Origin of the sequence: Dyadobacter sp. 32, from assembly GCF_902506755.1 — a bacterium.
Taxonomy (GTDB): Bacteria; Bacteroidota; Bacteroidia; order Cytophagales; family Spirosomataceae; genus Dyadobacter.
On the sequence record NZ_LR735258.1, the window covers coordinates 3,272,112 to 3,286,081 of the forward strand.

Annotated in this window: 12 protein-coding genes; 11 read left to right on the forward strand and 1 reads right to left on the reverse strand. The window is 39.5% G+C overall.

The features are described from left to right. Positions 1 to 162: 162 nt before the first annotated feature. The gene (locus tag DYADSP32_RS13335) at positions 163 to 1,077 is read right to left on the reverse strand and encodes a PE-PGRS family protein (RefSeq protein ID WP_149242273.1); all 915 of its coding nucleotides are present in this window, start codon (positions 1,075 to 1,077) and stop codon (positions 163 to 165) included. A 92-nt stretch (positions 1,078 to 1,169) separates the two neighbouring features. Between DYADSP32_RS13335 and aspS the strand changes: the two genes are divergently transcribed. The 11 genes from aspS to DYADSP32_RS13390 all read left to right on the forward strand — a co-directional run bounded on the left by aspS (position 1,170) and on the right by DYADSP32_RS13390 (position 13,904). Further along, positions 1,170 to 2,936, forward strand: coding sequence for an aspartate--tRNA ligase (aspS, locus tag DYADSP32_RS13340; RefSeq protein WP_149242272.1), 1,767 nt, complete (start codon positions 1,170 to 1,172; stop codon positions 2,934 to 2,936). 181 nt (positions 2,937 to 3,117) lie between these two features. Then, on the forward strand, positions 3,118 to 5,613 hold the full coding sequence (locus DYADSP32_RS13345) for an SLBB domain-containing protein (protein WP_149242271.1): 2,496 nt from the start codon (positions 3,118 to 3,120) through the stop codon (positions 5,611 to 5,613). 21 nt (positions 5,614 to 5,634) lie between these two features. Continuing rightward, complete coding sequence (locus DYADSP32_RS13350; protein ID WP_149242270.1) at positions 5,635 to 6,783, forward strand: lipopolysaccharide biosynthesis protein; 1,149 nt, start codon at positions 5,635 to 5,637, stop codon at positions 6,781 to 6,783. A 216-nt stretch (positions 6,784 to 6,999) separates the two neighbouring features. Continuing rightward, positions 7,000 to 7,797: a glycosyltransferase gene (locus DYADSP32_RS13355; RefSeq protein WP_149242269.1), complete on the forward strand. Its 798-nt coding sequence runs from the start codon at positions 7,000 to 7,002 to the stop codon at positions 7,795 to 7,797. Further along, positions 7,794 to 9,140: an oligosaccharide flippase family protein gene (locus DYADSP32_RS13360; RefSeq protein WP_149242268.1), complete on the forward strand. Its 1,347-nt coding sequence runs from the start codon at positions 7,794 to 7,796 to the stop codon at positions 9,138 to 9,140. The genes DYADSP32_RS13355 and DYADSP32_RS13360 overlap by 4 nt, the downstream gene beginning before the upstream one ends. A gap of 90 nt (positions 9,141 to 9,230) precedes the next feature. After that, on the forward strand, positions 9,231 to 9,746 hold the full coding sequence (locus DYADSP32_RS13365; protein WP_414617740.1) for an acyltransferase: 516 nt from the start codon (positions 9,231 to 9,233) through the stop codon (positions 9,744 to 9,746). Then, the gene (locus DYADSP32_RS13370; RefSeq protein WP_149242266.1) at positions 9,747 to 10,502 is read left to right on the forward strand and encodes a glycosyltransferase family 2 protein; all 756 of its coding nucleotides are present in this window, start codon (positions 9,747 to 9,749) and stop codon (positions 10,500 to 10,502) included. It abuts the gene before it with no gap. Between the two features lie 11 nt (positions 10,503 to 10,513). After that, complete coding sequence (locus DYADSP32_RS13375; protein ID WP_414617741.1) at positions 10,514 to 11,338, forward strand: hypothetical protein; 825 nt, start codon at positions 10,514 to 10,516, stop codon at positions 11,336 to 11,338. A 55-nt stretch (positions 11,339 to 11,393) separates the two neighbouring features. Beyond that, positions 11,394 to 12,374 (forward strand): EpsG family protein, encoded by a 981-nt coding sequence (locus DYADSP32_RS13380; RefSeq protein WP_414617742.1) that lies wholly within the window; start codon positions 11,394 to 11,396, stop codon positions 12,372 to 12,374. Beyond that, a complete protein-coding gene (locus DYADSP32_RS13385) occupies positions 12,374 to 13,255 on the forward strand; it encodes a glycosyltransferase family 2 protein (RefSeq protein WP_149242264.1) in 882 nt (293 codons plus the stop codon). The genes DYADSP32_RS13380 and DYADSP32_RS13385 overlap by 1 nt, the downstream gene beginning before the upstream one ends. Positions 13,256 to 13,682: 427 nt before the next feature. Further along, complete coding sequence (locus DYADSP32_RS13390) at positions 13,683 to 13,904, forward strand: DUF268 domain-containing protein (RefSeq protein WP_414618164.1); 222 nt, start codon at positions 13,683 to 13,685, stop codon at positions 13,902 to 13,904. Positions 13,905 to 13,970 lie beyond the last annotated feature (66 nt).

Sequence of the window (13,970 nt, forward strand, 5' to 3'; positions counted from 1 at the left end):
TGAACAAAATAAATAACCACATAAAAGCATAGAAAACATAGGCACTCACGCAAATCTATGTGACCTATGTTTCTATGTGTTAACAAATAATACCACATAGGATCATAGGAAACATAGGCGGCCACGCAAATCTATGTGACCTACGTGTTAATAAATAAAACACTACTTCCTTTTATAGTAATTCAGTGAAACGCCGGCAGCGCTTCCTTTTTCGCTCAGCGTGTAAAATCCTTTCGCAGCACGGTCAAAGCTTACCGCTTCCCCCTGGGGCTCCATGACCACATCCAATTTTTTGGTGGCCGGTTTGAGCAGGGTTTGCCCAATGGTTTCCCCTTCCTTTTTTTGCCAATAATAAACGGACAGATAGGTTCGCAAGAGTATCTCATTCCCGTCAACGGAAACATTACCTCCCGTGGCAACCGTAACCAACGGAACGTTTCCAATGCGTTCTGCATTGATGGTTTCGGTCGTGGATTGCGGAAATGGCAAACGATAAATTCCTGATTTGTCTGTTTCCTTGGATATAATGAAAATATCCCTGGACTGCGGATCCACCAGGATGGTTTCTGCGTCACGAGGCCCGTCAGGGTACCTGAAAATGATTTTTTCAAGGTCCGTCTGTTTAAAGGCGCCATTGGCATCAGCAATTTCCCGGAAGCGATAAATAACATTCTCCGCTCTCATCGGTGGATTGTTATTCCCGATATCTGCAATATACAGATAGTTCACCCCAGATAGAGGACCTGGGCCAACAGCAAGATCCTCCCAGTCATGGTTGATGCTGCCCGGCACGTCATACGGCTTTATGTTTTTACCATCCGGACTAATCAGGTATACCGCATGTGGTTGGCCCGAATCCTGGATTGTCCATAAGTAACCATCGAGATTGGCACTCACCGCGAGCCCGGACGCTTCATCGATTATCCCGGGTGCAATGCTAACAGATTGCGGACTGGACTCAAAGGATCCCGCCCCACCCGCAACAGGTTCAGGAGCAGGATCGCAGCTCCAGGAAAACAGCAACCCCACAAAAAACATTTGCCCTCCGATCCATTTCCCCACGTTATTTAAATTCATAAAAGACACTTCATGTTACATTTAGTAAAAATACGTACTTTTGCGGCACTTTATTATAAACAGCTTCTTTGTAAGAGTATTAAAATATTTATATGTTACGAACGCATACCTGTGGGGAATTAAACTTAGCGCATGTAAACGAGGATGTAGTGTTGTGTGGATGGGTTCAAAGAATCCGGGACAAAGGAGGAATGATCTGGCTGGATTTACGTGATCGGTATGGTTTAACTCAACTACTTTTTGAAGAAGGGAAAACCCCTTCAGAGGTATTGCAGGCAGCACGAACACTAGGACGGGAATTTGTCATTGAGGCAAAGGGAAAAGTGATTGAGCGGGTTGCCAAAAATGACAAAATCCAGACGGGATCAATAGAAATAAGAATCACCGGCATTACCATCCTCAACCCGGCCAAGTTGCCTCCTTTCCTTATTGAGGATGAAACAGATGGTGGTGATGACATCCGGATGAAATACCGGTATCTGGACCTCCGACGAAACACTGTACGGGAAAAACTACAGCTACGGCACCAGGTTGCCCGCCATACCAGAGCTTATCTGGACGACCTTAACTTTATTGAAGTCGAAACGCCGGTATTGATCAAATCCACACCCGAAGGAGCACGGGACTTTGTGGTGCCAAGCCGGATGAATCCGGGCGAATTTTATGCCTTACCGCAATCCCCGCAAACATTCAAACAATTGCTGATGGTGGCCGGTTTTGACAGGTACTATCAAATCGTAAAATGTTTCCGTGACGAGGATTTAAGGGCAGACCGACAACCCGAATTCACACAAATTGACTGTGAAATGTCATTTGTTACCCAGGAGGATATCCTCAATACCTTTGAAGGACTTATCCGGAATCTGTTCCGTAAAGTGAAGGGAATTGAGTTGCCCGAAGTTCCGCGTATGACCTATGCCGATGCCATGCGCCTATATGGCTCCGACAAGCCTGATATCCGTTTCGATATGAAGTTTACGGAGCTGAAAGGCGAGGATCAGGATCTTACATCGGGAAGTAACTTCGGCGTTTTTGACGAAGCCGAGTTGGTTGTGGGCGTTTGTGCTCCTGGGTGCGCTACTTACACCCGCAAACAAATGGACGAATTGACGGATTGGGTCAAACGTCCACAGATTGGAGCAAAAGGACTGATCTATGTACGATACAATGCCGACGGTTCGATAAAATCCTCAGTAGATAAGTTTTATTCCGAAGAAATCTTAAGGACATGGGCAGAAGCATTTGACGCAAAACCCGGTGATCTGCTGTTGATCCTTTCAGGCCAGGCAGATAAAGCCCGCAAGCAACTGAACGAAGTTCGACTGGAAATGGGATCACGACTGGGCTTCCGCAATCCGGATGTTTACCACGTTTTGTGGGTCCTCGACTTCCCGCTTCTTGAATACGGCGAAGCAGAAGACCGCTGGTTTGCTATGCACCATCCATTCACCAGCCCCAAACCCGAAGATATCCCCCTACTGGCAACAGACCTGGGCAAAGTTCGGGCCAATGCTTACGACATGGTGATCAACGGTGTGGAGGTGGGTGGCGGATCCGTCCGGATTTTTGAGCGGGATCTACAGCAACAGATGTTTGGCATTTTAGGTTTTTCACCCGAAGAAGCCCAGGAACAGTTCGGCTTCCTGATGAATGCTTTTGAGTTCGGAGCACCGCCACATGCAGGAATTGCCTTTGGTTTCGACAGGCTTTGCTCGCTTTTTGGTGGCGTGGATTCCATCCGGGATTTCATTGCTTTCCCTAAAAACAACTCCGGACGTGACGTAATGATCGATTCACCGTCTATTATTTCTGATGGACAGCTGAAGGAGTTATCGATCCGCGTCGAGAACAGGGTTTAACTGGGACTACCCAATTCAACTAACCCGTAAAAAGTATAACACAAAAGTGAATCAGGTAAATATACCGATGATTAGCAGGTTAATCTTATTCATGTACTGAGAAAAACCTAGTGAAATTCAATTTAATATAAACTTTTACGCCTTGTTCATTTAAGAGACTGTCTTCTAGCTCACGACAAATATGATAAAAATAAAAAGCACCACTATCATTTTTACTTTTTTACTTTTTCTGACTGTTTCTATCGCCACGGCACAAAATAAATCTCAGACTGAAGTAACGAATCAAACCCAAAGAAGCCCTGGACAAACAACTAAGGAGGCCCCAAAAGTCAATGATATTGGCAATGCTGATCCCGATAATATGTCTGATACTCAGGTTCAGGATATTATGAAAAGGATGAGTGAATCAGGCTACAGCGAAGATCAACTGGAACAAGCGGCAAAGTCCCAAGGAATGAACGCTGCACAAATACAAAAGTTTAAAGAACGAGTGCAAGGACTTGGAAGTCAAAAGAAACCAACGGTTAACCAAGAAAAAACTAAAGAGGGTTACGACTTGGATAGTAAGAAGAATACAAAGGATGTTGAAAGCGAAAGTAGAATATTTGGTGCTCAATTTTTTAGCGATGCGTTTTCTTCATTCCAGCCCAATTTGAACATGCCTACTCCGGCAAATTATGTTATAGGCCCGGGTGATGAACTTTTGCTCGATTTAACAGGAGATAATGAAGTGAGCTATAAACTCATGGTCTCTCCAGAGAGTAATATTTCGGTCGAATACATAGGTCGGGTGTCAGTTGGAGGACTAACCATCGAGCAGGCGAAAAACAAGATAAAAACGCAAATGAATAATACCTACCCCTCGTTACGAAGTGGTAGAACGCAACTTTCCCTCAATCTCGGCAATATTAGAAGTATAAAAGTGATAATAAGTGGCGAAGTCATCAAGCCAGGCACTTACACGCTTCCTTCTGTAACCAGTGTTTTCAACGCCTTATATAACTCTGGCGGTCCTAGCGCCAGGGGTTCTTTCAGGAATATCCAGATCATTCGTAACAATAAAGTTATAGCCACTGTCGATTTGTATGATTTCCTCATTAATGGATTTCAAACTGGCAATATAAGATTACAAGATCTGGATGTAATTCATATACCTGTTTATCAGATTCATGTAGATGTGATAGGGGAGGTGAAAAGATCAATGATTTACGAAATCAAACCGAAGGAGACCCTGTCCGATCTTTTAAAGTACGCTGGCGATTTCTCCGACATTGCCTATAAAGCGAGAGTCAAAATTATTCAAAATACGTTTAACGCGCGTAAAATTCTTGTTGTTCCTTTCTCCGAATTCCAAAACTATATACCAAAAAACGGAGATAAGGTTTACATTGATTCCATCTTGGACAAACTCGAAAACAAGGTGCAGATTAATGGTGCGGTAAGCAGACCAGGACAGTTTGCATTTAAATCAGGGCTTAAACTTTCGGAACTAATCAAGCTTGCTGATGGACTTACACCTGATGTATTTATGAGTAATGGATATATTATTCGGCTGAACGATGATAATACCAATGCTATTGTCTCATTTAATTTATCGGAGGTAATGAAAGGTGGCACAACCGATATAGAATTAGAAAGAAACGATATCGTACAAATTTCCTCCATTTCCGACTTACGGGATGAATATAGCGTATCAATTCGCGGAGAAATTAGAAGACAAGGTTCATTTGCCTATGCCAATAATTTAACTGTTGAAAACCTGATTCAAATGGCCGGCGGCCTTAAGGATGGAGCAAATACAGGAGATATTGAAATTTCCAGAAGGATTAAAGGTGCTGATCTAAGCAAGAGTACTGCCAACGTTGCCCAGGTCTTTCATATTTCTGTAGATAGTAGCTTACGAATGTCAAATGCTAACTTTATACTTCAACCATTTGACATCGTCACTGTACGCCCTGTAGTAGGCTTTACACCGCTGCATCAGGTAAGAATTATTGGTGAGATAATAAGACCAGGTATTTACACCATCCAATCAAAGAATGAACGTATTTCGGATATGATTAAAAGAGCAGGCGGCCTTACGGCATTTGCTTATCCAGAAGGCGCATCGCTGAGGAGACCAGGAGTTAATGATGTTAATAAAGTACTCGATAAGGAGGAAAAAGTGCTTAGCGAATTGAATCTGATTCGATTGAGCGAAACTGGATTTGACGAAGCAAAAACAACGACTACAACAAATGTATCGTCCGAACTCGTCGGCATCGCACTTGAGAAAATATTGAGCAATCCGAGGTCCCGCAATGATCTTATACTTGAAGATGGAGATATAATACGCATACCAAGTTTATTGCAGACAGTCAAAATTAGTGGGGCCGTATTACGCCCGATCAGCGTTGTTTATGAACCGGGAAAATCCTTTAAATATTATATCCATAGTGCGGGTGGCTTTGCTCATAACGCATTAAAAAAACGCTCTTTCATTAGTTACTCAAACGGTTCCGTTCGGGGTACCAAAAAGTTGTTAGGATTCAACAATTTTCCTGATGTACAACCAGGATCAGAAATTTCAGTACCTCAAAAGGCCGAAAGGGAAAGAATGTCCGCGCAATCATGGGTTGGGTTAGGTACAGGACTAGCTTCATTAGCGACACTTGTCTTTGCAATACTGAGACGTTAATTGGTTTACAATAACATAACAATGCAAAAAAAAGCAGATCGCCCAATAAATAATTTTAACGGCGACCAAAACGCTTCGTTAAGGGAGCTAATTCAAAGTATACAAGACTGGACACAGTTCTTTTTCCGGAAATGGCATCTAATACTGCTTTCCGGACTACTGGGAGGTGCCTTGGGATTAGGTTACGCCTTAAGCAAAAAACCGTCATATACCGCCACGACCACCTTCGTACTTGAAGAGGGTGGTAAAAGCGGCGGGCTTCGTGGCTATGCCGGGCTGGCATCCACTTTCGGTATCGACCTTGGGGATGGGGGCGGACTTTTTGAGGGAGAAAATATTCTGGAGTTATATCGGTCTCGTAGTATGATCTCTAAAACGCTTCTTACGAAAGGAGAGTTTGATGGGAAAAAGCAATTGCTAATAGACCGCTACATTCAATTTAAACATCTCAAAAAAGATTGGGATAAAATACCCACTTTAAAAAACATTAAATTTAGGCCCGACAACATCTACGATACACGCCAACAGCAGATTTTACATGATAGTATCATGGGAGGGATTGTCAACACAGTCAGTCAGAGCTACCTTAACGTTTCCAAAAAAGATAAGAAGCTAAACATCCTGTATGTAACGGTCACCAGTCCCGACGAGCTTTTTTCCATGGCCTTTAATCAACATTTGGTTGAAAATGTCAACAACTTTTACCTGGAGACTAAAACAAAGAAATCCCTTGCAAATGTGTCCATCTTACAGGCAAAAACGGATTCAGTAAGAAGTATTATGACGGGAGCTATCAATAAAGCAATCCTGGTTGCAGATGCTACTCCCAATCAAAATCCAACGCGCATGGCACTACGCGTCGCCCCCATTCAAAATGCAAAAGTCAGCGCTGAGATTAACCAACAAGTTCTAGCAACCTTGTTACAAAATTTGGAATTGGCAAAAATCTCTTTATTACGAGAAACGCCTCTAATACAATTAGTTGATGCACCTGTATTGCCTTTAACAAAAGAAAAAACAAGCAAAACCAAAAGTATTATTGTGGGAGGTATGGCTATTGGCATACTGTTTCTCCTTTTTTTGGGAATCCGACGAATCATATCAATAGCCTTAGCCTCTTCCGCACTCGAAACAAACAGCCAGGTAGATGGATCTGATAATAAGTCTTAATTCCAAGTTTACTATTACCATGTGGGACTCGCGAAGGAGAACTTAACACCAACACAATTTTAAAGCCATCTATCAAATACCAAATAATTGGAAATTAAATTAACTAGTTGATATGGACTTCAGAATTCAACTTGTTAAACGTCAGTACTGACATTTAACAAGTTGAAGCAATTTCAAACATCTAGTTATTCAACTTCAAGAAGCTTTAACAGGGAAATGAAAAAATTAAATATTTCAGCTATAGTAGTCGGGTATAATGAGTCAGCCATACTTAAATCCTGTCTTCAGTCCATTAGTTTTTGCAATGAAATATTATACTTTGACTTGGGATCTGTTGACGATTCTGTTCAGATAGCTAAAGAACTTGGTGCGTTAGTCCATCATCATGAAAAAGTACCGGGCTGCGAATGGATTCATGCTAAGTTTGCTAATTCGACAACATACGAATGGGTACTAATAATAGATCCCGACGAAGTGGTAGATAAAGATCTCGAATTGGAAATGTATCGACAATTTGAGAATGGCATCGGTGATAATATTGGTGCTATTAAAGTGCCTTGCCTATTTTACTACAAGGATAAACGGTTGAGGGGTACACCTTGGGGAGGCTTGAATAAAAGGATTTTTCTAATTCATAACAAGAGATTTCTTTTCACCCCAGTGGTACATGTAGGGCGTAAACTTTTGCCAGGGTTTATATATCTGGATATTAATATAGAAACACAATGTTCGCATCACTATTGGATGACGGATTTCAACATGTTGTTAGAAAAACATAAAAGATACTTAAAAAATGAAGGAGAGTCAAGGTTTAAAGAAGGGTTCAGAACGTCCGTACTGAAAATAGTCACTTCGCCTGCGAGGCAGTTCTATTATAGCTTCGTCACAAAAAAGGGATATTTAGATAGCTTTTTGGGTGTTGGGCTTAGTATTTTTTGGGCGTGGTATCAGACAGCTGCTTCCCTTGAGCTTTTCAGGGTACAGAGAAAAACTAAATCTAACAAAGTAATTTGAAGAAAGGAATCTTATCTGTCGCTCAAAAACTGAATATAGACAAATCCATTTTTTGGTCTATAGTAAATAAGGGATTTGGGGTCTTCAGAGCTCCAATTACTATTTTTTTTATTGTTAAGTATCTTTCTACCGCGGAGCAAGGTACTTGGTACACCTTTACAAGTTTACAGGCCTTAACGATGTTGGCTGACCTGGGGTTTGCCTCTATAACAACACAATTCATAAGCCACGAATATGCACATTTAAGATTTGAAGGAGAGAGAATAGCCGGAGAGGACAGTCGACTGGACAGGTTTATCGCCTTTATTTACTTTTCCGTTAAGTTTTATCTCATGGTCTCACTTGCCGCCATAGTCATCTTGTTAGGCGCCGGCATCTGGTATTTCGCAAAAGTTGACACCCATTTACTGTATGTCTGGATTGCCTATTCCTTTATCGGCGGAATAGGTCTGCTAACGGCAATGTTTCAGGCAATATATCAGGGACTAAACAAGGTAAAAGAGATACAAATCAATATTCTTTTTAATAGCTTTTTTGTTACGTTTATTACCTGCTTAACTCTATTCCTCGGGTTTAAAATATGGGCATTGGTATTAGGCTCCTTTCTTGGAACACTTCTTGCCTTAATAGGGCTTTTTGGAATGGGCAAGACATTTTGGAGCCAAGTGTATTCATACAAAATAAAAAAAGAATATAATTTCTTAAAAGAGACATTTGGTTTACAGATCCGTTATGCTGTTTCTTTTGTCGCCACCTATTTAATAGGATTTTTGTACGTACCGGCTATATATAAATATGTAAGTGCGACGGCCGCTGGACAAGTTGGCCTGCTTATTTCGGTGATGACTGCCCTATCGTCAGTTGCCTATAGCTGGACTCAGACCAAAGTGCCTACCTTTAACATTCTGGTTGCCCAAAAAAAAATCAATGAGTTGGATCGGTCTATAAAAAAGGCGACATTACAATCCGCTTTAGTCTTTAGTTCCTTATCAATTGTTTTGTTGGTTGCTATTAGCGTCATGCCATTTACTTTTCTGTCTCAATATGCCGCACGTTTACCCGATACCAATATAATTATACTTTACATTTTTTCTCAGTTTTTTCTTATCCTTTTTAACAGTTTAACGCTTTACTTGAGAGCTTTTAAAAAGGAACCACTAATGGGAGTTCAGGTTTTAAGTTCGATACTTTTGTTACTATCCGTTGGCTTTATTTTAAAAGGAGGTTTGGGTTTACATACTTTTATGTTTTCTGTAAATCTCTACACATGGGTCATAGTTATGCCACTGGCTTATTTTGTATTTCAGAAAAATAGAAAATTACTTATACAGAACCCCATTTAATAGACCATGTCAAGACTTTTAAAGTATTTCGACATAATACGTTATAAGCTATATAGATTACAGGCCGTAATCTATATAGCTTATATAAAAATGAAATTCCCAAAGTTAAAGTTGCTCGGCAAAATAAATTTGCATGGACTTCCAAATTTTCAAATATACGGCACCACGACATTTGGTTCTGAGATAACTCTAACCAGTTCATCATATATTAACCCAGCTGGCCTTACAAAGCCTTGTGGAATATATGTCAAAGAGAACGCAAATCTTAGTATTGGGAAAGGAAGCGGATTAAGTGGTGTTACAATTGTTAGCTGGAATAAGATCACTATTGGAGAAAATTGCGGAATTGGTGCCAATGTGTCAATTTGGGATACCGATTTTCATGGCATCTACTTTGAAAATCGAACTGTTAAGGACAAAATCAAAACTGCCCCTATTCATATTGGTAATGATGTGTGGATCGGTGCAAATTGTATGATTTTAAAAGGCGTAACAATAGGGGACAGAAGTGTAATTGGGGCTGGATCGCTGGTTAATAAAAATATCCCTCCCGACGAGGTCTGGGGTGGGAACCCAGCAAAATTTATTCGCAGAATCTCTATTTAGATGAATCCAAATATCGAAGATCTACCTGAGTTTCCATTTTTCACCATTATAACTGCTGTTTACAATGGAGAAAAGACATTACAGAGAACAATAGACAGTGTTCTTTCTCAGTCCTACAAAAATTTCGAGTATATCATAGTAGATGGCGGTTCGACAGACAACACATTGAGTATTATAAAAAAGAATGAACATCCCTCATTGACATGGATAAGTGAACCTGACAACGGAGTTTACGATGCTTTTAATAAGGGTATAAAACTGGCAAACGGTAAGCTTGTTGGAATTATCAATAGTGATGACTGGTATGAACCCGAGGCGCTACTCCAAATAAGAAATGCCTATGACATTGAGAAGAATGCGCACATCTATTACGGTTTAGCTCGCTTTTTGAATAGCAACAATGAGATACTTGCAGTACAGGGTTATACAGAGCTATCCTTAAATTACGGCATGATCTCTCATCCAACATGCTTCGTAAAGAGAGAAACCTATGACAATGTTGCAACATTTGATACAAAGTATCAAATCGCAGCAGACTATAATCTCATGTTAACATTAAAGAGAGCGGGTTGTAAATTTCATTTTATTGAAGTCATATTAGCTAATTTCAGCGAAGGGGGTATATCAACCACAAATCGCCTTGACAGTAGAAAAGAAACTCTCCAAATCAAGTTCAATCACAAGTTGATATCTTATCTTCGATATAAAATTGGACAATTACAGTTGTGGATCATCAGAACACTTGGCTTTAACTAAATTTGTGCATTATGCCTACGATAGCTGAAAAAGTATATCACATGTTAAAAAGGTCGTTCTATTATCTCATAGCGATACGCAATTTCTTGCTTTCAAAGGCCTTGACAAAAACGGAAATAAAAAATATCCCGATTATTATAAATAACAGGAATAGACTAACATTTTTAAAAGCTCTTATTGGTTTTCTAGAAGCTGCAGATTATAAAAATATAATAATAATCGACAACGATTCAAGCTATGAACCGCTGCTGCAATTTTACTCATCCTGTCCCTATCGCATCATTCGCTTAGACCAAAATATGGGGTACAATGCACTAGAAAAAATTGCTCTTTATGATGAAGTGAAGAGCAGCTACTACGTGTACACTGATTCTGATGTTGTCCCTGATACGGGTTGTCCGCTCGATTTTCTAGAATATTTCTATACCATCCTACAAAAACATCCTCTGGTTCAAAAGGTAGGATTTTCGCTTAGAATCGATAACCTTCCAGATCATTACAGGGATAAGGATAAAGTGATAAAGTGGGAATCTCAGTTCTACCTAACTGAGATTAGTAAAGACATATATAGCGCAAGTATTGACACTACCTTTGCTTTACATCGTCCACTTTCCTACATCAGCAAAAAAGGGATATTTAGTATGATCAGAACCGCTGCCCCCTATACCGCATGGCATATGCCATGGTACAACGACTCCAACAATCTTAGCGACGAAGAGAAGTATTATATTAACTCCGTGGAAATTGGAACTCACTGGAGTAAAGGGCTGCCCACAAGTTCGGGTACACGGCTACAAAGAATGATATCAAAAATTAATTCAATCAGGAAAGCCTAACCTTGTCATGGTTATAATTTTAACGATATCATTTTGCATTTTCGCCTTTCTCAGTATGTCATCATACTTTGATTACAGCGCCGATCAGCTTAACAAGATTGTAATTTTGCTTACGACAGTAGTTTTAGTGTCACTTGCTGGATTTAGACAGCCAGGTGTTGACAGAGATTCACTTCAATATGTTCATTTAATACTCAATGAACAACGACCACTGATGGAACCTACATTTAAATTTCTGTCACAAATTCTAAAATCAACCTTTAGTAATCCAATCCTACCCTTTTTTCTGATTTATGCAGTACTAGGAATCACACTGAAAATGTATGCGATACAAAAACTATCCGATTTTTGGATGTTGTCTGTTGTAATATATATATCATATTCCTTCACATTACATGACCTAACCCAAATAAGAACAGGCGTCGCCGTTGGTTTCGTATTACTATCCCTACCTTCTATCTATGAGAGAAATTTTATCATTTTTCTAGCCTTTATTGCATTAGCGAGCTTGTTTCACTACTCCGCTGTAATAATGTTAATATTATGGCTTTTCAAACCATTAACAATTAACAGATGGATCTATTTTGCTCTTCTCGTTGCAAGCTATGTTCTAATTCGATATTTTGAAACTGCTATGATATATGTTTTTTCATTTCTTCCAGAAGTATTTCAAGCAAGAGCGCTCAACTATGACGGTGACTTTGATGGTGAACTGAACATCTTTAACACATGGCAACTTATGCGCTGCGTCATCAGCATAGTATTTCTTATTTACGCCAATAAGTTACTTGTTTACAACAAATACGCTCTACTTCTAATAAAATTTTATATAGTTGGTACAGCATCATATGTGCTATTAGCAAGTAACCCAACATTCTCAGGTCGGTTCAGCGACATCTTTTTTGTTTTTGATATCCTATCTCTCCCATTAATTGTATATATATTTAGATATCAACCAATCGGAAAGCTGGTCGTCATTATCATCGGCTGCACTTATGTATTTATGAATTTATATTACAATAAAATTATCAATTAATGGATGTCTCTATAATTATTGTAAACTATAATACCGCCGAGTTGCTGATAAATTGTATTGATTCAATTCAAACGAAGACATCTGGACTGTATTACGAAATAATCGTTGTGGACAATAAATCAAGCGACAATTCGGTGATACTTTTAAAAGAAAAATTCAATAATGTAATAGTCATTGAAAGCGATATAAATCTGGGATTTGGAAAAGGAAATAACTTAGGAGCACAATACGCTAAGGGGAAATACCTTTTCTTCTTAAATTCAGATACAATACTCATCAACAATGCAATTAAAATACTGTTTGACTTCATTCAACTAAAAGGCAATGAAAATGTTGCATGTGTCGGTGGTAACTTATATCACCCTGATGGAAGACCCAATTATTCCTACGCATCAACTTTCCCTACCTTGTCACGAATGATTTTATACCGTTCTGGTCTACGAAAATTAATAAGAAATGATAATTTTAATACCACAGGAAAACCTAAAACAGTTGCGATCATAATTGGAGCTGACATGCTCATACCCAAAGAAAAATTTAATCAGATAAACGGATTTGACCCGAACTACTTTATGTATGTCGAGGAAAGCGATTTACAATATAGGTTCAGGCTAAATGGATGGCAGTCTCAATCATTACCCACAGCGAAAATTATTCATTTGCAAGGAGCGTCCTCTTCCAATGCATTTAAGTTAAGGTCAGAAATAAAAAGCTATTTCCTTTATTACAACAAATTTTATAACCGAAGAACAGTATTTTTATATAAACACATAGAGTTGACTTTCGCTATTCTTAAGTATATTCTCTTTTTTATAATGGGAAAACAAAGCAGCAAAGAAATGTATGCAGAAGCAATAAAGTTAATACGTGGATCTAGCTGAGGCATATGAAATTCTTAAAAATCCAAATACTCATCATATTTAATGTAACTGTTCAACGATAAGTTCAATGAATTGAATTCATAAAGAAATAACAATACTTAGCGCAATCGATAAGCTATTATTAAAAGGTTTACCCAATTTAAATCACTTTGAATATTGTAAATATTACATAAAAACAAAACCGTAGAACGACAATAAAGACAAGTTTTCGCCCAGGACATTTGATCCATGAACTACCAATAAAAACGACGAACAAGGCGCCATGTCGGGTTAATATGTTCACCAGGATCATTACGTGGCAAGAAAAACATTTCCTGCTAAGGCTCCAAAGCCAGTAGATATTGGCTCCCGCGCAGACGGTTTTGTTGCTCATGTAGCCTCTATTCGAAATATTGGGCTCGTAGATGTCCGACCCATTAAAAGCAGGATGACGAATAGAGCATTCAGGCAGTTGGATTTAATGCAATTACCTGCTAACTTACTAGACGATTGTGATTCTATTTCCTCCCATCACGCCACGGACCGTTTCGGGCTGGGGAGGTATGGCGAGCCAATTACATGTAATGGTCATTTAAGGGCAATCGAGAATATGGGAAAAATCCTATGCACCGGTGGCGCTTTCTGCCTCTCAGTACCCATGGGCTCTTAAAGGATTGGTACATTGCAAACACAGTATCTGCTGTCAGGTACCTAGGCGAAATCCAAGGCCCCAATT